Genomic DNA, 18,314 nt, shown 5'->3' with positions numbered 1-18,314 from the left:
TGGGACTGTTCGCAACGCACACGAGTCATGGGCGTCCTCAACGTCACGCCGGATTCCTTCTATGACGGCGGCCGGTACTGGGATCCTTTGACTGCCGTACGGCACGGTCAGCGATTGGCCGAAGAAGGCGCGGACGTCATCGACGTGGGCGGAGAATCCACCCGGCCGGGCGCGGAACCGGTCGATCCGGAGGAGGAAATTCGGCGGGTCATTCCCGTCATTGAGAGATTGAAGGACCGGATCGAGCAACCGGTGTCCATCGATACACGGAAGGCGGAAGTCGCCCGCAGGGCCATAGGCGCCGGTGCCCGGCTGGTGAACGACGTCAGCGGCTTGACCGCCGATCCGGATATGACCGGGACGGTCGCCGCTGAAGGAGTTCCCGTGGTAATCATGCATACGGCGGGAACACCACGGGACATGCAGCGAAATCCCGGCTATCGGGATACCGTGGGCGAAATCGTCGAGTGGCTGGACGCGCGCATAGCCCATGCCGTGGCGCACGGCATCCGGAGATCGCGGATCATTGTCGATCCCGGCATCGGTTTCGGCAAACGGCTCAGCGACAACCTGCTCCTGATCCGGTCCCTGGCGTCATTCCAGCGACTGAATCGTCCCATTCTGATCGGCCCGTCGCGGAAGTCCTTCATCGGCCGTGTGCTCGACGCGGAGAAAGACGACCGGATGGAGGGCACGGCGGCCGCGGTCGCGCTAAGCGTCGCCAACGGCGCCAGCATCGTCAGGGTCCACGACGTCAGGGAAATGAGCCGCGTGGTCCGCATGACCGACGCGATCTGCAAGGCGCGGCAGGCGTAGGCGCCCACCGAAAACAAGGCCATCCATCTTCCATCATGACCATAGACATCGTTATCCTGGGCTCCGGAGGCGCCATTCCGACCCTGACGCGAAACCTGCCGTCCGTGGCCGTCCAGTGCGACGGCCGCGTGTTCCTCTTCGACTGCGGGGAAGGCACGCAGACGCAGATGGTGCGGGCGAAGTTGCCCCTGAGCAAGATCGAACGGATCTATATCTCCCATCTGCACGGCGACCACGTGATGGGATTGCCCGGCCTGCTGATGACCATGGGGCAGATACCGCGGGAACGGGCACTGCACATCCACGGACCTCCGGGCATTTCAGAGTTCGTGGAAGGCAACCGGCGCTTTCTGGGCCACCAGTGCCCCTTCCCCGTGATCGTCACGGAGACCAAAGGCGGCCTGGTCTCCGAGGACGACACGGTCTTCGTCGAAGCCGTACCCGTGGACCACAGCTGCTTTACGCTGGCATTCGCCTTCCAGGAAAGGGAGCGTCCCGGTCAGTTTCAGGTCGAGGAAGCGCGGCGGCTGGGCATACCGCCGGGACCGCTTTACGGGCGGCTGCAGGCCGGTGAAGCCGTGACGCTGCGGGATGGACGGGTGATCGAGCCCGACCAGGTACTCGGTCCCGCCCGGCGGGGCCGGAAGATCGTGTACGCCACGGATACCCGGCCGTGCGACCAGGTGGTGTCGCTCGCCCTCGAGGCGGACGTGCTGATCCACGACGGCATGTTCAGCGACGACCTGCGGGCGCAGGCCCGGCAGAAGCACCACTCGACGGTCGTGCAGGCCGCCCGCATCGCCCGCCGCGCGAAGGTCGGCAGCCTCGTGCTGACCCATATCAGTTCACGCTACATGCAGGACGGGCCCCTGGCCGCAGAGGCGCGCAAGGTCTTTCCCGCCACCCGCGTCGCACGTGACCTTATGGAATTCAACGTACCCATGTATAAATGAGACCGGTCCATCCCCCGGGTCAATCCGCGGTCTCACGCTGGACGGCCTCCCAGGCCGCCAGGCCCCCGACCAGGTCCATCACGTCCGCGATGCCGTTCCGCTTCAGGATGCTGGCCGCCATGGCGGAACGATAACCGCCGGCGCACTGGACGACCACCGTGGTGCCGGTGGGGATCTCGCCAAGGCGTTCTTCCAGATGGTTCAGGGGAACGTGGAGGCTGCCCAGGATGGATTTGCCGGCGCGTTCCTGGCCGGATCGGATGTCGAGCACCAGGGGCGGGCGTTCCGTGTCCAGCCGGTCCCTGAGCGCCGCCGCGGTGATGCGGTCGGTCCGGCCAAGCAGGTCGGGCCGTTTATCCAGCGCGTGCATGCCGCCCTTCAGGTATCCTGCGATGTGGTCGAAGCCGATGCGGCCCAGCCGCAGGGCGGATTCCTCCTCGGCGCCTGATCCCGTGATCAGCACGATCGGCCGGTCACGCCGCAGCAGGGTGCCCGCCCAGCTGGCGTACTGGCCCCCGAGGCCGATGTTGACGCTCCCCTTCAGGTGCGCACCCTCATATTCCGCGGCGTCCCGCGTGTCGAGCAGCTGGGCGCCGTCTTCCGCCTTGCGCAACACCTCCTCCAATGAAAGGGGGTTCAGGTTGCGCTTCAGCAGATGGTCCAGCGTTTCGTGTTCCTGCGCGTTGAACGCGGCGTCGTAGGTGAAGTACGAAGGCGCCTCGGGCTGGTCCGTCGTGATGAGACGGGTAAAGGTCTCCCGATCCATGGGCTGCAGCGCGTAGTTGTACTTCTTCTGATCGCCCATGGTGGACACCGTGTCCGTACTCAGATTCTTGCCACACAACGAGCCGGCGCCGTGCGCGGGATAGACGAGCGTCTCGTCGACGGTCGCCGGAATCAGCTTTCCGTGGAGGGAGTCGTAGAGCAGGTTGGCGAGGTCCTCGGCCTTCCAGCCGAGCGCGGCCCGCAGGTCCGGTCGGCCCACGTCGCCGATGAACAGGGTGTCCCCGGTCAGCGCGGCGTAGGGCGAGGCCGCCGCTTCCGGATCGTAGACCAGGATACAGACGGACTCGGGAGAATGCCCGGGCGTTTCGAGAAAGGCGAGACGTAACCGGCCCAGATCCATGCCGCCGCCGTCCCGCATCGGCTCGAAGGCGTAGTCCGCCTCGGCGCGCGCCCCGAGGTGGATCATGGCGCCCGTGCGGTCTCTCAGTTCCAGGTGGCCCGCGGCGAAATCCGCGTGGAAGTGCGTCAGGAAGACATGGGCGATGGTCATGTTCCGGGATTCGGCCTCTTCGATGTACTGGCCGATGTCGCGCTGCGGATCCACGACGGCCGCGACGCCGGATGATTCGTCCCCGAGGAAATAGGACGCATGGGCGAGACAGCCCAGGTAGTACTGGTTGAGTATCATGTCGGACTCCTTCCGCGCTCCGGATTGCCGCGATTCGCCGCGCCTTCCGCGCTCCGGTCCTGGCCTCACTATCTCCGAGCAGGCAGGGCAAGTCCCGGTTCGTCTTCCGCCAGGTAAAAGGTGATGGAGGAACTCATCACCTGGTCGCCCCGCCACGTCCGGTAACCTGCCGCGTTCGGCTCAAGCGCCGAACCTTTAAGGTAGGGCTTCCAAACTTGTGCGCGCTGCCGGTGCCAGAGGAACACGCCGGCCACGTCTTCCACCAGCAGCCGCTCGGCTTCCTTGTACAGTGAAATCCGGCGGTGCGGATCCCTGACCTCGGCCTCGGCCTCGGTCATCAGTACGTCGAAAGCGGCGTTGTTCCAGTTGTGCCGCCCATTCGACCGCCAAAGTCCCAGGAGATTGCTGGGATCCACGAAATCAAATTCGTAGGGTACCATTCCGAAGGCCAGGGTGTGGTTGTTCAGGCCGTCCATGAAGACCTTGTTCTCCACGTTGCGTACTTCGACCTCTATGTTCAGGTTTCGCTGCAGCATCGCCTGGATCCCCTCCGCCGCGTCACGGTGCATGACGATCTCGTTCCGCAGCCACATGTCCAGTTCGGGAATGCCGCGGCCATCCGGATACCCCGCATCCGCAAGCAGCTGCCGGGCGCGTTCCGGGTCATAACCCTGGCTTTCCGCGTAAGCATCGTCGGAGTAGGCCGGGAATCCGGGCGGCAGCATGGCGTAGCCGGGAATGGCGAACCCCTTCAGCGCGGAACGGCAAATGGCGTCCCGGTCGATGGCGAGACTCAGCGCGAGCCGGACCCTCCGGTCGTTGAACGGCGGTTGCGTCACGTCGAAAAACAGGTAATGGGTCCAGAAATTGGGCCAGGTATGGACCTGGTCGCTCAGTGCGTCGTCGGAAAGGAGGCGGGCGAGTTCCGCCTGGTTCTCCACCTCGGTGAAATCGATCTCTCCGGCTTCGTATGCCGGTATCCTCGGAGGCGGCGTGGTCAGGTTGAACATCTTGTAGATCAACCTTTCCAGGTAGGGCTTGTCGACCCCGCGGTACATGGGATTGGCCTCGTAGACCATCCGCTCGCCTTTTATCCATTCCACCATGATGAAAGGACCGGAAGACACGCAGGTTTCCGGCCGGGTGGACCACGTGTCGCCATACTTGCGCACCGTGTGTTCGGGCGATACCCACGAGTAGGTCAACAGCAGAGGCAGGTGGGGCGTGGTCTCTTCGGTCGCGATGTGGAGGGTCAGATCGTCGGAAGCCCACACGCCCAGGGAGTCCACAGGCACCGTGCGGGCGACGACGGCCTGCCAGTTCCGGATCGGCTGGTAATACCACCCGAAGTCGTAGGCGTTTTCCGGATCGGCGCCGCGGCGCAGGGAGAAGACGTAGTCGTGCGCCGTCAACGGCCGGCCGTCGCTCCACTGCAACCCCGGCCGCAGGTGGAAGGTCCAGTCCAGCCCGTCGTCCGACACCTCCCATCGTTCCGCCGCGCCGCCCCGCAACTCGAAATTCCGGTTGGTGCGCGTCAAGGGCTCGGCGATGATGTACTTCCCGGCGGCGCCTTTGTAAACCGTCCGGAACCACTCGTTATAGGGCCGTGACTCGGAGAAGACGCGAATGACCTGCTGTCCGGGAGGAAGGGCGTCCCCGGGGAGCGGCACGCCGATGGAATTGACATAGCGCGGCTCGGTGTCGGCGAGAAGCGTATCGATCAGGCCGTAGGCCGACCAGGCCAACCCCGCGATAAGGAACAGAAAGCTCGAACGCCGAAAAATCGAAATGCCGGTCTTGATTCGCATGTTACACCTGCCATAGGACGGGAAGCCCTATTCGTTCATCCGCGGGTCGAGGGCGTCGCGGAGTCCGTCGCCGATGAGCGAGAATCCAAGCATGACCAGGGCGATCATGAATACCGGAAAGAGGGCGAGGTGCCAGTAGTAGATCACGTTGGGCAGGTGGCTGCTGACCATCTGTCCCCAGCTCGGCGTGGGCGGGTTGATGCCCAGTCCGAGGAAGCTCAGGCCGGCCTCGGCGAATATGGCCTGGGGAATGCCCATGGCCAGGCCGACGATGATGGGGCTGAGGGCATTGGGCAGCATGTGGCGCACGATGGTATGCACGTTGGAGGCGCCCATGGAACGGGCGGCGCGGACGAAGTCGGAAGCCCGCAGCGACAGGAACTGCGCGCGGACCAGGCGGCATACGCCCACCCAGCCGGTCACGCCGATGGCGAACAGCACGTTGCTCAACCCGCTTCCCAGCCAGGCCATGATCAGTATGGCGAAGAGCAGGCTGGGGAAGACCGACATGACGTCCACCAGGCGCATGACGATGTAATCGGCCTTGCCCCCCTTGAACCCGGCGATGGCGCCCAGCGGCACGCCGATCAGCAGGGAAATCATCTGCGCGACGAATCCCACGATGAGCGAGATCCGGGCGCCGTACACGATCCGGCTGAAGTAATCCCGGCCGATGCTGTCCGTGCCCATGGGGTGGGTCCAGGACGGGAACTGCCAGGCTTCGTCGAAATTGGCCTCGGAATAGTGGGACGGCGAGACCCAGGGCGCGAAGACGGCCATGAAGGTGATGACGATGATGATGATGCCCGCGGCGACGGACAGCTTGTTCTTCATGTAGCGGCGCAGGGCGTCGCGCCAGAGGCCGCCGGAAGATGAGGTGATTTCGGTCAAGGTGCTGGTCATACGTGTGCTGGCCTTCCGTGTGCTGGTCTACCTTGTGCTAGTCTACCGTGTGTCCTGCGGGTCGCCTCGACGCGAGCCGCTCTATGATGACCACGATCGCGCAGCCCGCGATACCAAGGCCGATGGACAGCAGGACTTCTCCCGAAAGCGACGCGGGCAGGACGTTCTCCTCGACTTCCTTCCACGGCCAGATCTTGCGCAACGAGCCGGCCATGAGGCCGATGAGGGCCGCCACGGTCACGTCATGGTAGCGGCGCAACAGCCACCTGAGCGCTCGCGCGAAGAAGACCAGTCCCAGGATCCCGCCGCACCCGAAAATGAGGATGGGCACGAAATTCCGCTCGACCACGGCGGTGAGCATGTACTGGTATTTCCCCAGGATGACCAGGATGAACGAGCCCGATATGCCGGGCAGGATCATCGCGCAGATCGCGATCGCTCCGCTCAGGAAGACGAACCAGGCTGCCGAGGGCGTCTCGACCGGAACGGCGCCCACCAGGACGAAGGCACCCGCGGCCGCCAGCAGTAAAGCAAGTGCTTCCTTCACGGTCCAGCGAGACACCTTCCCCCGCACCGTGATGATCGACGCCAGCACCAGCCCGAAGAAAAAGGCCCAGACGTGGACGGGATGGTGATCGAGCGCCCATGCGAAGAACTGGGCCAGGCTGAATATGGCCACGAAGATGCCAGTTACCAGGGCGATCAGGAACCGGTGGGGGAAACCGTCGAAGGCATCGCCGAACCGGAAGGTCACCAGCGAACGCAGAAACCTCGCGTTGACGGCGTGCACGGCGTCGAGCAACTCTTCGTATACGCCCAGTATGAAGGCCATCGTGCCCCCGGACACGCCGGGCACGACATCGGCCACCCCCATGCAGAAACCGCGGGCCGAGATGCCCAGGTAATCCCGGAACGTCCGTTTCGTATGCGCGGTACCGTGGTCCATTACTTGCTCCCGCGAACGTATCTGACCCGGGGATCCACAAGCGCGTACAGGATATCCGTTATCAGGTAGACGATACCGATCAGCACCGCGACGAGCAGGGTCAGGGCCATGATCATGGGGTAGTCCCGCTCGAAGATGCTCGTGACGAAGAACTGCCCAAGGCCGGGGATGCGGAAGATGCCTTCGACGAAGAGCGACCCGGTCATCACCCCGGGCAGCATGGGCCCCATGATGGTGAGCAGCGGGATCAGCGAGTTCTTCAGCACGTGGATGAACAGGACGCTGCGCTCCTTAAGTCCCTTTGCCCGCGCCGTGCGCACGTAGTCCATGCGGAGGTTCTCGAGGATGCTCGAACGGGTGTACCGGGCGACGATGGCCATGGGACCCAGGGCATAGACGATCACCGGCATGATCCAGGTCTCCGGCCCGCCCCATCCGCCCGTGGGCAGGACCCTCCAGATGGTCGCGAAAAGGACGATGAACAGTATGGAAATGGCGAAACTGGGCACAGTGATCCCCAGGGTGGCGATAACCGTGGTCCCGTAGTCCACCCAGGTGTTCTGGCGTATTGCGGACAGGATGCCCAGGAGGATGCCGAAGGAGAAGGCCACGGCCAGGCCCATGCCGCCCAGCTGCATGCTGATGGGCCACGTCCGCGCAATCAGGTCCGTCACCGTCTCTCCCGGACTCTGGAAGGGGATGCCGAAATCGAATTGGAGCGCGTTCCACATGTACCGTCCGTATTGCTCGTAGAGGGGACGGTCCAGTCCGTACTTGCGTAGGATATTCGCCTTGGCCTCGGCCGACAGGGGCATCTTCTCCTCGTCGAAGGGGCCGCCCGGTACTGCGTGCATCAGGCTGAAGGTGATGACCGTGACCAGGAACAGGACGCCGACCAGGCCTACGATGCGGTATACGATGTATCGGAACATAGATTTGGGTTTTCTGACGCGCCACGGCGGCAAAACGGGGCGAGTCCGGGCCGATTCAGGCGTGTCCGGTCGAGTCCGTTTGAGGCCAGGCGAATCCAGGCAAATGGGAGCGAATCCGGGCGAATCCGCCGTTCTGTGCAACGAGCGGGAATGCCGTCAATCCAGCCTCCAAAGTGCAAGCGGACGCTCGGAGGTGTCAAGGTTTATTTACCGATTCCGGGGCGTCACCGGCACGGTTCCGGAGGCGGTTCCGGGGCGCTTCCGGGAGCGGATTCAGACCGCATGAAACCTGTGATCGGGCCGGTTGCCCGAGGGCCTGCGTCCCACCCCCGATCCAGGGCCATCTCCCCTTGACACCCCCCGTGCCGTTCCACACATTACCGACGTGATTCCACATCGCCGGGATGAGGGTAGAGGAGGTCGTTTACGTGCGGATCGTCGAGGTTTCCGCCCTGGTCCTGCGGCTGCCCCGGGTGACGGAAGCCTGTGACGGGACGCAGGATACCTGCCTGATCAGCATCGAAACCGACGAAGGCATCAAGGGCTGGGGCGAAGTCGACTCGTGTCCCACCGTGGTCAAGGCCGTCATCGACGCGCCGCTGTCGCACCAGATCTGCAACGGCCTGGCCAACGCGCTGGCCGGCGCCGATCCCCTGGACATCGACGCCTGCACGGATCGGATGATGGCGTCGGCAAACTATTATGGCCGGGTCGGCGTGGGGCGACACGCCATGGCTGGGATCAACCTGGCGCTCTGGGACATCGCGGGGAAAGCGAGCGGACAGCCCGTCTACGAACTCCTGGGCGGCGCGCACCGGCTCAGGTTCCGGGCCTATGCCTCCGTACTGTTCGGAGACACGCCGAAGCAGACCCGGGCGATCGGCCGGAAATTCGCCGACCAGGGATTCACGGCTGTGAAGTTCGGCTGGGGCCCTATGGGGAAGGACGAAAGGCAGGACGTCGCCCTGGTTCGGGAGGCCCGGCGAGGCACGGGCGACGAGGTGGACGTGCTCATCGACGCCGGCCAGGTATGGGACTGGAAGACCGCGCTCACCCGGTCCCGGCAGTTCGCCGAGTACCGGCCCTTCTGGATCGAAGAGCCGCTGCATCCGGACGACATCGAAGGATATGCCGCGCTGACCGCGGAGAGTCCGGTGCCCATCGCCACCGGGGAAGCGGAGTCCCGGCTCGAAGACTTCGAACGTCTGGTCACCGAGGGCGGGCTCGACTGGATCCAGCCCGACCCGGGGCGCTGCGGAATTACGACCATGGCCGAAGCCGGCCGGACCGCCCACCGGCACGGCCGCAAGGTCGTCAACCACAGTTACAAGAGCGGCATTACCATGGCGGCGTCGCTGCACGCCCTGGCTGCCCTGCCCAACGCGTCCGTCTTCGAGTTCTGCATGTCCGATTCGCCGCTGCGACACGAACTGACCCATGAACGCTTTGCCATCGATGACGAAGGATTCGTGGCGGTGCCCGACGGACCCGGGCTGGGCGTCACGGTAGACGAGGAAACCGTATCGAAGTACCGGGTCGCGTAGGCCCGGTTCACCAAAGGAGCACCCCGATGGCCCCGCCGAATCCGATCATGCACGCTACGCTCAACCGTATCAATATCGAGGAGATCAAGGAACGGATCGGCCCACCGCCCGCCTCCTGCGCCGTCGTTGCCGCGGACCACGTGACCGCGGCGTTCATCTGGCAGGAATCGGGCACGATCAACGACAATCACTGCCACGATTACGACGAGTGGTGGCTGGTGCTGGAGGGCGAGATCGACTGGGTGATCGAGGGCCGTGACGAGACCGTCCACGCGAAGGCGGGAGATTTCATCTTCGTACCGGCCCTGACGTTCCATCACATTTTCCCAGTGGGCGGCAAGCCGTCCATCCGTCTCGGCGTGGCGCTGACGGGACACGGGCACCTGCACGAGCGGCCGGAGCGCAAGGTGAAGGTCACCCTGGAGTAACATCCGTTGGAGAATATCCATGTCTTCGAGATCTGAAAACCTCGCTTCCATCAAGGCCTGTGGCGTGGTCGCGGTACTGAGGGCGGACCGGCCCGACGCGCTGGTCCAGGTCGCCCAGGCCATCGGCAGGGGCGGCATCGGAGCCGTCGAGATCACCATGACGACGCCCGGGGCCCTGGACGCCATCGGCGAATGCGCGAACCGGCTGGGGGACGAGATCCTCCTCGGCGCGGGCACCGTGCTGGACCCCGAAACGGCCCGTGCGGCGATCCTGGCCGGCGCCGAATACATCGTGACGCCTACGCTGAACCCGGACGTCATCACCCTCTGCCGACGGTACGACAAGGTCATCATTCCCGGTGCATTGACCCCGACCGAGATCCTGACGGCCTGGGAATGTGGCGCAGACATCGTGAAGGTGTTTCCCGCAACGGCGGTGGGACCCCGCTATTTCAAGGACGTCAAGGCGCCGCTCCCCCAGATCGATCTCATGCCCACGGGCGGAGTGGACCTGGACAACACGGGCGACTTCATCCGGGCAGGCGCCTGCGCCGTGGCCGTGGGCGGAAACCTGGTCGACAAGGCCGCCGTGGCCGCGGGCGAATGGCATGTGCTCACCGATACGGCCCGGAAATACGTCGAGGCGGTTCGGAACGCGCGACAGGAAGGTGGGGGATGATCCGCAAGGCCGTCGTGCCCGTCGCGGGCCTGGGCACGCGGATGCTGCCGCTTACGCGATCTGTCCCCAAGGAAATGTTGCCCCTCGGGCGCAAACCGGCCATTCACCACGTTGTGGATGAACTGGCGGCCGCGGGGATCGAGCGCATCCTCTTCGTGACCTCCAGCCGCAAAAAGGCGATCGAGGAATACTTCGTGCATGGTGGACCTTCGGACGGGGCGGCAAAATCGCCCGGCGGACCTTCCGATGGGCCGCCCGATGCACGGCGGGAGCCGGGTAACGTAGATGAGAACGGGCTGCCCGCACTGAACTATTCATTCGTGCGCCAGGAGGTTCCGGCCGGAAACGGCGACGCCGTGCGCCTGGGTGAGGCCTTTGCGGGATCGGACGCCTTCGTCGTGGCCTGGGGCGACGCTGTCATCCGGTCGACGGGGAAAGACAGCGTCCTGCGTCGCATGATGGCGACCCACGGGAAGGAAGACGCCGCGTGCACCATCGCGGTGGAGCACGTGCCCGAAGACAAGGTGTCGCGGTACGGTATCGTAAAGCCCAGGTACGTATCGGACGCGGCCTTCTCCATCGACGATATCGTGGAGAAACCGCCTGCGGATAGCGCACCCAGCCGTTACGCCGTATCGGCCCGATACATCTGTGGTCCCGGCATCTTCCCCGCGCTCGAGGCGACGCCGCGTGGAACAAACGGCGAACTCTGGCTCGCCGACGCCATCCGCGGCCTGCTAAGGGCGGGCAACCCAGGTGGCTTGGGCGGTCCGGGGGGCGACGTCGGCGCGCGCGGACCGGCCGGCCCCGGTGGAAATGTCTGGTGCGTACCCCTGGGGTCCGCCGACCGGCGCTACGACATCGGTACGCCTTTGACCTACTGGGAAGCCTTTGCCGATTACGCCGTGGAGGACGAGACCGACGGACCGGCTTTCCGCGATCTTCTCCGAGGGCGGTTGAACGAATCATGATTACCGAGTGCATACTGCGTGCGTTTCGGCGCGATTGTCGATCAGGTGGTCCGCATGGTCCGCACGGGCTGCATGGTCCGCACGGGCTGCATGGTCTGCTAGATACGCGCCGGGTGGAGTCCAAATGAACGGGACCCTAACCGCATCCGCACCCGGCCGTGTCGGCATAGTGGGAAATCCTACGGACATGTACGGCGGCAGCGTGATTTCGTGCTCGACCAAGGAGCGGGCGCGGGTCAGGATCCAGCCGGCGGACCGCCTGGTCCTGGACGCCGGCACCGAGCAGCGCGTCATTGCGTCGTCCGACGACCTGGCCCTACGTGAGGACATTTTCGATATCGCCCGGGTCGCGTTGACCGGAACCGAATCTACGGATCTGCTCGCCAGGATCTCGTGGTCGACCGGCATCCCCTTCCGCGCCGGCCTGTCGGGATCGACCGCGCTACTCGTATCGATGGTCGCCGGGCTGCTCGCCTACCGCGGTATCCGCCACAATCCGTACCACCAGGCGGAGCTCGTTCGCGGGATCGAGTACCAGAACCTGACTTTCTGCGGGTACCAGGACGCCTACATGTGCACCTTCGGCGGGCTTCATTACATGGATTTCAGGGGAAAGGAATTCCACCTGGAATACGGGACCGATCCTTTCGCCACCATGGAACAGATGGCTCCCGACCCGGCCCTGCCGCTTGTCGTAGTCATCACGGGAGGCCAGCGCGTCTCCGGAGGCGTGCACACCCCCTTGCGGGAACGCTGGCTTGCCGGGGAAACCGAAGTGGTCGAAGCATATAGCGCCATCGCGGCCCTGGCCCGGGAAGGCAAGAAAGCGATCCTCGATAACCGGATCGACGCGCTGGGAGAATTGATGAACGAGAACCAGGCGCTGACGCAGTCACTCGGCGGATCCAATCCCGAGGACGACCGGTTCATCGAACTCGCCCGGCGTGCAGGCGCGTCCGGCGCCAAGCTGGCGGGCAGCAGCGGAGCCATCGTGGCGCTCCACGACAACCCCGATGAACTGGCGCCGGTCATGATGGATGCCGGCGCTGCGGGCATACTCGAACCTTCGCCGGGACCCGGACTCGAAATCGAGCTAGATGATCCGTAGGGAGCCCCCGTGAACATCACCCTCGACTACCATAAATCCGGCCTCGAGGTAAGCGTCCCGGACGAGAACCTGGCCGCTGTCCTCAATATGCGGGAGACGCCCCCGCTGGATGATCCGGTGACCTCGACCCGGGAGGCCCTGCAGCGGCCCGTGGCCGGTCCGCCCCTTGCGGAAATCGCCCGGGGCCGCCGCGACGCGTGCGTGGTCGTCTCCGACATAACGCGTCCCGTCCCCCACGACATTATCCTGCCGCCGCTCCTTGAATGCCTGGAGCAAAGCGGGATCAGACCGGCGGATGTCACCCTGCTGGTCGCCACGGGACTGCACGCCCCCATGGACGAGGAACAGCTTCGCGAGACCCTGACCGGCGACGTGGTGGACCGGTATCCCGTCGTCAACCACGTCTCCCGCAACGGGAACGAACAGGCCGACCTGGGCGCCACCAGCACAGGGATCCCTATCCGCGTGGACCGCAGATACGTGGAAAGCGACCTCAAGGTGCTGACCGGGCTGATCGAGGCGCACTTCATGGCCGGGTACTCGGGCGGACGCAAGCTGGTCGCGCCCGGACTCGTGGGCGTGGAGACGATCGAGCATCTTCACGGACCCGGTATCCTGGAGCATCCCAACGCCACGACGGGCGTGCTCGACGGCAACCCGCTCCACGAGGCCGCGCTGGAAATCGCCCGGCGGGCCGGGGTGGATTTCATCCTCAACGTGGCCATGGACGAAGACCGCCAGATCACCGGGGTGTTTGCCGGCGAGCTCGACCGGGCGCACCGGCAAGGCGTCCGCCACGTGGACGGCATGGTCGTGGCCTCCGTCGAAGAACCGGTGGACATCGTCGTGACCTCGTCGGCCGGCTATCCCCTGGACACCACCTTCTACCAGGCGGTGAAGGGCATGGTCGGCGTGCTCGACATCCTGAAAGAAGACGGTTCCATCGTCATCGCCGCGGGATGCGCCGACGGGATCGGAAGCGCGGAGTTCGAAGAACTGCTTCGGAAGACGACGGACATCGACGCCTTCATCCACTGGATTCAGCAACCGGGCGTGTTCACCATCGACCAGTGGGAGATCGAGGAACTGGTCAAGGCGCTTAAGAAGGGCCGGGTGTATCTTTACACGGACGGGCTGAGTGACGACGACGTCCGGGACTGCCTGGTCGAGCCGGTACCGTCCGTCGAGGCCGGCATTACACGGGCACTGAAGCGTCACGGCGCCGGCGCCACCATAGCGGTCGTTCCAAGAGGGCCTTATGTGATCCCCAGGGTAGTGCCCGGACAGGACGCAGCCGGTTAGCGCACGGCCGGCCACGCCGCCGACAGATTTCGAGCCTCACATGACTTCCAACCAGTACGTCCACCACGCTCCCCGCATCCATCCGTCCGTCTTCGTGGCAGAAAGCGCCGACCTGATCGGCGCCGTCGACATCGGCAAGGACGCGAGCGTCTGGTTCCAGGTGGTGATCCGGGCGGACGACGAGCCCGTAACCATCGGCGAGGGAACTAACGTGCAGGACGGCAGCGTCCTCCACATCGACGCCGGCATGCCCACCGAACTGGGCAAGGGCGTAACCGTGGGGCACCGCGCCATCGTCCACGGCGCGGTGGTGGAGGACCACGTGCTGATTTCCATGGGCGCCGTGATCCTCAGCGGCGCGCGGATCGGCAGGCACAGCATCATCGGCGCCGGCGCACTGGTGCTCGAAAACACGGAAGTACCTCCGGGCTCCCTGGTCGTAGGCGTTCCCGGACGTGTGATACGTTCCGTCACGGACGAGCAGATCGAACGCATACACCGGACCGCGGAAGGATACGTCGAACGGGGAAGAATCTATCTGGAACGGCGGGTTCACGACGCTTTCTGACAGCCTGATTCGTGGCGCTCCGGACTACGGATCAGGCGTCAGAATCCACTTGACTTTGACGGGTCTGTTCTGTAGTTTGCGGTGCTCTGTTATGCTGGTCCTGAGCGCCTGTAGCTCAATTGGATAGAGCACCTGACTACGGATCAGGAGGTTGGGGGTTCGACTCCCTCCGGGCGTATTTTCCGTGGGACGCGGGAGCATGAGAACGAACGAGGGCGAACACGAAGAATGGCTCAGGCTGGCGCTGGAAGAAGCCCGGTCGGCGGGAGCCGCCGGTGATGTGCCCGTCGGAGCCGTGATCGTTCACGATGGCGTGATCATCGGCCGGGGCCAGAATCGCGTGGAACGGTTGCGCGATCCCACGGCTCATGCCGAGATGCTCGCGATCCGGGAAGCCAGTTCAACGCAGGGCTATGAACGGCTGGCCGGTGCCACGCTCTACGTTACGCTGGAACCCTGCGCCATGTGCGCGGGCGCGATCGTACTGGCTCGACTGGACGAAATCGTGTACGGGGCAGACGATCCCAAGACCGGGGCCTGTGGGTCCCTGCGCGATATCGTGCGGGACACCCGGTTGAATCACCAGGTGGCTGTAACGCGAGGGGTGCTGGCGGAAACCTGTTCAGGGCTGTTGAAAGAATTCTTCAGGGCGAAAAGGGGAGCGGGCGATACAGTTGACGAACCGAGGTTGCCGGAGAGGTGCGAGAGTGGTTGAATCGGACGGTCTCGAAAACCGTTGTGCCTTCGGGCACCGTGGGTTCGAATCCCACCCTCTCCGTTCTACAGCCTGCTGAACGGAATCCCGGAGGATGGCTACCGGCCACGGCAATGGCTTCAGACATTGACCTGGGAGAGGTGCGAGAGCGGTTGAATCGGCACGCCTGGAGAGCGTGTGTTCACCATGTGGACCGTGGGTTCGAATCCCACCCTCTCCGTAATTGTTTTGGGGCAGTAGCTCAGTTGGGAGAGCGCCAGAATCGCAATCTGGAGGTCGGCGGTTCGATTCCGCTCTGCTCCACTCGGAAGGCCGGGCGCCAGGCAGTCGGTGTTCAAGGCAGCCGGTGTCCCCGCCATCCGTATTACAGGCTTGGATCGATTACGGTCGTGCTAGATGGGGAGTTAGCGGTGCCCTGTAACCCGCAACCCGCTACAGCGGGATCGAATTCCCATCCCGAGGATCGCACTTGCGTCGCCGGTATGCGCTGCATCCGGTATTGAAAGTCAGGTCCCGCGCAACGTGACAACGCCCAACCCCGTCAGGACCGGAAGGTAGCAGCGGTAAGCGCATGAAGCGTGTGCCGCGGGAGCGCCTGGCCGGAGCCGGCGGCACGGATGCCTCGATACGAGTAGATTCGAGGGTGGGTGCACGACCGCTTTATCTTTTCCCCTTCGTTCCGCCTGCCTCTTGTCCCGAGTAACCCAGGCATGGAGGGTTGGGCATTGGCCTACGAAGTCACCGCCCGAAAATGGCGCCCCCAGGAATTCGACGGCGTGATCGGGCAGGAACACGTAACCACCACGCTGAAAAACGCCATTCAGGCGGGCCAGATCGCCCATGCCTACCTCTTCGCCGGACCCCGCGGCGTGGGCAAGACGACCACGGCCCGCATCCTGGCCAAGGCCCTGAACTGCGTCGACGGTCCCACGGTGACGCCCTGCAACGTCTGCACGTTCTGCCGGGAAATCTCGGAAGGACGCAGCGTCGACGTGCTGGAAATCGACGGCGCGTCCAACAACCGGGTCGAACAGGTCCGGACGCATCTGCTCGAGAGCGTCAAGTACACGCCCAGCCAGGGCAAGCACAAGATCTACATCATCGATGAAGTGCACATGCTGACCAAGGAGGCCTTCAACGCCCTGTTGAAGACGCTTGAAGAGCCCCCTGCCCACGTGTACTTCATCTTCGCGACGACGGACCCCCGGAAGGTAATCCCCACCGTGCTCTCCCGGTGCCAGCGCTTCGACTTCAGGCGCATATCGGGGCCCACCATCGTGGATCACCTGGCCATGATCAGCGAGAAGAGCGGGTACGACGTCCAGCGCGAGGCCCTCGCCCTCATCGCGCGCCGGGTGGACGGCAGCATGCGGGACGCCGAAAGCCTGCTGGACCAGGTCGTCGCCTTCGGCGGCGAGGCGCTGACCGCCGGCGAGGCGGCGGAGGTCCTGGGCATCGTGGACCAGGACGTCTACTTCGAGTTGCTGGACATCGTGGCGGAACAGGACGTGCCCAAAGGGCTGGAACTGGTCGACCGGATCTTCGGCCAGGGACACGATCTCGAGGAGATCGTCCTGGGCATCCTGGAACACCTGCGCAACCTGCTCGTCGTCAAGGCGGCGCCCGAAGCGGAAGTGCTGATCGGAGACGCCGCCCTCGCGTTGGACCGCTTCCGGGAACAGGCCGGACGATTCGAGACGGAAGACCTGCTCAGACTCTCGCAGCTGGCCACGCAGATGGAACAGTCGGTAAAGACCAGTGCGCTTCCCCGGGTGCAGCTCGAGACCGGTGTCGTGCGCATGATACGCATAGCCCGATCGGTGCAGTTGACCGACGTCATGGCCCGCCTGTCCGAAATGGCCCGGCGCGTGGAAACGGAAGAGGGAGGAGCGGAAGAGGGAGGAGCGGGAGACGGTGGAGAGGCTTCCGGGACAGAGGTTTCCGGCACTGAGGCTCCCGAAACCCCGTCCTCTCAGACTGTCGATTCAACGGCAGGCACCGCACCTGCGCCATCACCCGCACCAGACGCTAATGCGGACCAAAGCTCCGCGACATCCACTGAGCCATCGACGGTCACCGAGTTACCCGCGGCATCCTCCGAGTCATCGCCGGAGTCCACCGAGTCGGCGGCGGCATCCACCGAATCATCGGCGGCCACACCGACTTCCCCGAAACTGGATCTCCGCGAAGCCCGCAACCGATGGCCCGCCATCGTGGATGAGATCACCCGGCAAAGAAACGGCCTGGGCATCCTGTTGGCAGAAGCCGTGCTTTCGGACTGCTCGCTTCCCGATGACGCCGGTCCGGAAGCTCCCTTCAGGCTTACCCTGAGGTTCGAATCCGGCCATGTGTTTCATATGCAGCAGATGGAAAAACGTGAAAACAAATCGCTGATACAATCGGAAAGCACCAGGGTACTGGGCATACCGGTCCGGATCGAATGCGAGATCGACGAAAGCGCCGCGGCGTATGTCACCAAACCGAAAACCGATGACGCCGGTGCGGAAATGACAGGTGGAGGCGGAAGCACGGCGGCGGAAATCACCACACAGAAAACCGATGACGCAGCAGCGAGTATGTCCGGTGACGACGACCCGGCCGATGACGCCGGGGCCGATGACGCCGGGGCCGGTCTGGACGAATATCCCGGTTCGGCCGAAGAAATCGTCAGCGAAACACCGGACACCACTACGGCCGGCAAAACAGGCGGCCAGGCGGCAAACACCCGCGCGGGCGCCGCGAAGGATCCGGCCGTCCGGAAAATTGTGGAGGCCTTCGACGGCCAGATCGTGACGGACTGAGTCCGGGTCGCGGCCAGCGAAGGCGGGCAGGAAAGGAAAATAACATGGCCAAGGGCATGTCGGGCATGATGAAGCGCGTCCAGCGGATGCAGAAGAAGATGATGCAGATACAGGAAGAAATGGCCGGGAAGCGGGTCGAAGGCACTGCGGGCGGCGGGATGGTTACCGCGGTGGTCGACGGCAGGCTGAGCGTCGTGGAGATCAGGATCGATCCGGCCGTGGTGGACGCCGATGACGTGGAAATGCTCGAAGATCTCATACTGGCCGCCGTCAACCAGGGCCAGCAGAAGGCGCAGGAACTGGTGAACCAGGAAATGGGCCAGATCACCGGCGGACTGAACATCCCCGGCCTGGGTCCGTAACACTCCGTCGCGAGACGTTTCGCCGGTCCCGGTCCGGTCTTACCGTCCGGTCTTGCTGCCCGGT

17 protein-coding genes, 4 tRNA genes and 1 other RNA gene are annotated in these 18,314 nt (G+C 64.4%); 17 read left to right on the top strand and 5 right to left on the bottom strand.

Going from position 1 to position 18,314, the window contains the following annotated elements; translation table 11 throughout:
- Nucleotides 1-27: 27 nt before the first annotated feature.
- The gene (gene folP, locus F4Z81_12290) at nucleotides 28-816 is read left to right on the top strand and encodes a dihydropteroate synthase (GenBank protein ID MXW05828.1); all 789 of its coding nucleotides are present in this window, start codon (nucleotides 28-30) and stop codon (nucleotides 814-816) included.
- Nucleotides 817-851: 35 nt separating this feature from the next.
- Nucleotides 852-1,769: a ribonuclease Z gene (rnz, locus tag F4Z81_12285; protein ID MXW05827.1), complete on the top strand. Its 918-nt coding sequence runs from the start codon at nucleotides 852-854 to the stop codon at nucleotides 1,767-1,769.
- Nucleotides 1,770-1,788: 19 nt separating this feature from the next.
- Here the strand turns inward: rnz and F4Z81_12280 are convergent, their stop codons facing one another.
- From F4Z81_12280 to F4Z81_12260, 5 genes are all read right to left on the bottom strand, one after another.
- On the bottom strand, nucleotides 1,789-3,183 hold the full coding sequence (locus F4Z81_12280; protein ID MXW05826.1) for an MBL fold metallo-hydrolase: 1,395 nt from the start codon (nucleotides 3,181-3,183) through the stop codon (nucleotides 1,789-1,791).
- Nucleotides 3,184-3,251: 68 nt separating this feature from the next.
- Nucleotides 3,252-4,991 (bottom strand): peptide ABC transporter substrate-binding protein, encoded by a 1,740-nt coding sequence (locus tag F4Z81_12275; protein MXW05825.1) that lies wholly within the window; start codon nucleotides 4,989-4,991, stop codon nucleotides 3,252-3,254.
- Between the two features lie 27 nt (nucleotides 4,992-5,018).
- Nucleotides 5,019-5,894: an ABC transporter permease gene (locus tag F4Z81_12270; protein ID MXW05824.1), complete on the bottom strand. Its 876-nt coding sequence runs from the start codon at nucleotides 5,892-5,894 to the stop codon at nucleotides 5,019-5,021.
- A gap of 37 nt (nucleotides 5,895-5,931) precedes the next feature.
- On the bottom strand, nucleotides 5,932-6,840 hold the full coding sequence (locus F4Z81_12265) for a DUF368 domain-containing protein (GenBank protein ID MXW05823.1): 909 nt from the start codon (nucleotides 6,838-6,840) through the stop codon (nucleotides 5,932-5,934).
- Nucleotides 6,840-7,772 carry an ABC transporter permease gene (locus F4Z81_12260; GenBank protein MXW05822.1) on the bottom strand — a complete coding sequence of 311 codons (933 nt, stop codon included), beginning with the start codon at nucleotides 7,770-7,772 and terminating at the stop codon, nucleotides 6,840-6,842. The genes F4Z81_12265 and F4Z81_12260 overlap by 1 nt, the downstream gene beginning before the upstream one ends.
- A gap of 428 nt (nucleotides 7,773-8,200) precedes the next feature.
- Here F4Z81_12260 and F4Z81_12255 point away from each other — a divergent pair, with 428 nt between their 5' ends.
- The 15 genes from F4Z81_12255 (at nucleotide 8,201) to F4Z81_12185 (ending at nucleotide 18,250) form a co-directional block, all read left to right on the top strand.
- Nucleotides 8,201-9,316, top strand: a complete 1,116-nt coding sequence (locus tag F4Z81_12255; protein MXW05821.1) for a mandelate racemase/muconate lactonizing enzyme family protein — start codon at nucleotides 8,201-8,203, stop codon at nucleotides 9,314-9,316.
- Nucleotides 9,317-9,342: 26 nt separating this feature from the next.
- Nucleotides 9,343-9,744 (top strand): cupin domain-containing protein, encoded by a 402-nt coding sequence (locus F4Z81_12250; protein ID MXW05820.1) that lies wholly within the window; start codon nucleotides 9,343-9,345, stop codon nucleotides 9,742-9,744.
- A 19-nt stretch (nucleotides 9,745-9,763) separates the two neighbouring features.
- Nucleotides 9,764-10,423, top strand: a complete 660-nt coding sequence (gene eda, locus F4Z81_12245; GenBank protein MXW05819.1) for a bifunctional 4-hydroxy-2-oxoglutarate aldolase/2-dehydro-3-deoxy-phosphogluconate aldolase — start codon at nucleotides 9,764-9,766, stop codon at nucleotides 10,421-10,423.
- Nucleotides 10,348-11,394, top strand: a complete 1,047-nt coding sequence (locus F4Z81_12240; protein MXW05818.1) for an NTP transferase domain-containing protein — start codon at nucleotides 10,348-10,350, stop codon at nucleotides 11,392-11,394. Before eda ends, F4Z81_12240 begins: the two co-directional genes overlap by 76 nt.
- Nucleotides 11,395-11,518: 124 nt before the next feature.
- Entirely contained in the window at nucleotides 11,519-12,502 is a 984-nt protein-coding gene (locus tag F4Z81_12235) for a hypothetical protein (protein MXW05817.1), read from the top strand.
- Between the two features lie 9 nt (nucleotides 12,503-12,511).
- Entirely contained in the window at nucleotides 12,512-13,804 is a 1,293-nt protein-coding gene (larA, locus tag F4Z81_12230) for a nickel-dependent lactate racemase (protein MXW05816.1), read from the top strand.
- A gap of 40 nt (nucleotides 13,805-13,844) precedes the next feature.
- Nucleotides 13,845-14,372: a gamma carbonic anhydrase family protein gene (locus F4Z81_12225; protein MXW05815.1), complete on the top strand. Its 528-nt coding sequence runs from the start codon at nucleotides 13,845-13,847 to the stop codon at nucleotides 14,370-14,372.
- A 104-nt stretch (nucleotides 14,373-14,476) separates the two neighbouring features.
- Nucleotides 14,477-14,550: transfer RNA gene (locus tag F4Z81_12220), tRNA-Arg, on the top strand.
- 21 nt (nucleotides 14,551-14,571) lie between these two features.
- Nucleotides 14,572-15,087 (top strand): tRNA adenosine(34) deaminase TadA, encoded by a 516-nt coding sequence (gene tadA, locus F4Z81_12215; protein ID MXW05814.1) that lies wholly within the window; start codon nucleotides 14,572-14,574, stop codon nucleotides 15,085-15,087.
- A tRNA-Ser gene (locus tag F4Z81_12210) sits at nucleotides 15,066-15,150 on the top strand. Before tadA ends, F4Z81_12210 begins: the two co-directional genes overlap by 22 nt.
- 71 nt (nucleotides 15,151-15,221) lie before the next feature.
- A tRNA-Ser gene (locus F4Z81_12205) sits at nucleotides 15,222-15,307 on the top strand.
- A gap of 10 nt (nucleotides 15,308-15,317) precedes the next feature.
- Nucleotides 15,318-15,390 (top strand) — tRNA-Ala (locus F4Z81_12200).
- Nucleotides 15,391-15,474: 84 nt separating this feature from the next.
- Nucleotides 15,475-15,742, top strand: an RNA gene (gene ffs / locus F4Z81_12195) — signal recognition particle sRNA large type.
- A gap of 55 nt (nucleotides 15,743-15,797) precedes the next feature.
- Nucleotides 15,798-17,888 (top strand): DNA polymerase III subunit gamma/tau, encoded by a 2,091-nt coding sequence (gene dnaX / locus F4Z81_12190; protein MXW05813.1) that lies wholly within the window; start codon nucleotides 15,798-15,800, stop codon nucleotides 17,886-17,888.
- Nucleotides 17,889-17,932: 44 nt separating this feature from the next.
- Nucleotides 17,933-18,250 carry a YbaB/EbfC family nucleoid-associated protein gene (locus F4Z81_12185; protein MXW05812.1) on the top strand — a complete coding sequence of 106 codons (318 nt, stop codon included), beginning with the start codon at nucleotides 17,933-17,935 and terminating at the stop codon, nucleotides 18,248-18,250.
- The last annotated feature ends 64 nt before the right edge of the window (nucleotides 18,251-18,314 follow it).

The sequence above is a fragment of the Gemmatimonadota bacterium genome, from assembly GCA_009835325.1.
Classification (GTDB): domain Bacteria; phylum JAAXHH01; class JAAXHH01; order JAAXHH01; family JAAXHH01; genus JAAXHH01.
The sequence above is the reverse complement of the archived record's forward strand: the minus strand, read 5'-3'. Positions and strand labels throughout refer to the sequence as shown.

Excerpts from the sequence above, each read along its gene's own strand:
- F4Z81_12280 (MXW05826.1), bottom strand. The coding sequence starts at position 3,183 with ATGATACTCAACCAGTACTACCTGGGCTGTCTCGCCCATGCGTCCTAT.
- tadA (MXW05814.1), top strand. The coding sequence starts at position 14,572 with ATGAGAACGAACGAGGGCGAACACGAAGAATGGCTCAGGCTGGCGCTG.
- F4Z81_12225 (MXW05815.1), top strand. The coding sequence starts at position 13,845 with ATGACTTCCAACCAGTACGTCCACCACGCTCCCCGCATCCATCCGTCC.
- F4Z81_12240 (MXW05818.1), top strand. The coding sequence starts at position 10,348 with ATGGCATGTGCTCACCGATACGGCCCGGAAATACGTCGAGGCGGTTCG.
- F4Z81_12235 (MXW05817.1), top strand. The coding sequence starts at position 11,519 with ATGAACGGGACCCTAACCGCATCCGCACCCGGCCGTGTCGGCATAGTG.
- F4Z81_12260 (MXW05822.1), bottom strand. The coding sequence starts at position 7,772 with ATGTTCCGATACATCGTATACCGCATCGTAGGCCTGGTCGGCGTCCTG.
- F4Z81_12275 (MXW05825.1), bottom strand. The coding sequence starts at position 4,991 with ATGCGAATCAAGACCGGCATTTCGATTTTTCGGCGTTCGAGCTTTCTG.
- dnaX (MXW05813.1), top strand. The coding sequence starts at position 15,798 with ATGGAGGGTTGGGCATTGGCCTACGAAGTCACCGCCCGAAAATGGCGC.
- rnz (MXW05827.1), top strand. The coding sequence starts at position 852 with ATGACCATAGACATCGTTATCCTGGGCTCCGGAGGCGCCATTCCGACC.
- folP (MXW05828.1), top strand. The coding sequence starts at position 28 with ATGGGCGTCCTCAACGTCACGCCGGATTCCTTCTATGACGGCGGCCGG.
- eda (MXW05819.1), top strand. The coding sequence starts at position 9,764 with ATGTCTTCGAGATCTGAAAACCTCGCTTCCATCAAGGCCTGTGGCGTG.
- F4Z81_12265 (MXW05823.1), bottom strand. The coding sequence starts at position 6,840 with ATGGACCACGGTACCGCGCATACGAAACGGACGTTCCGGGATTACCTG.
- F4Z81_12270 (MXW05824.1), bottom strand. The coding sequence starts at position 5,894 with ATGACCAGCACCTTGACCGAAATCACCTCATCTTCCGGCGGCCTCTGG.
- F4Z81_12250 (MXW05820.1), top strand. The coding sequence starts at position 9,343 with ATGGCCCCGCCGAATCCGATCATGCACGCTACGCTCAACCGTATCAAT.
- F4Z81_12185 (MXW05812.1), top strand. The coding sequence starts at position 17,933 with ATGGCCAAGGGCATGTCGGGCATGATGAAGCGCGTCCAGCGGATGCAG.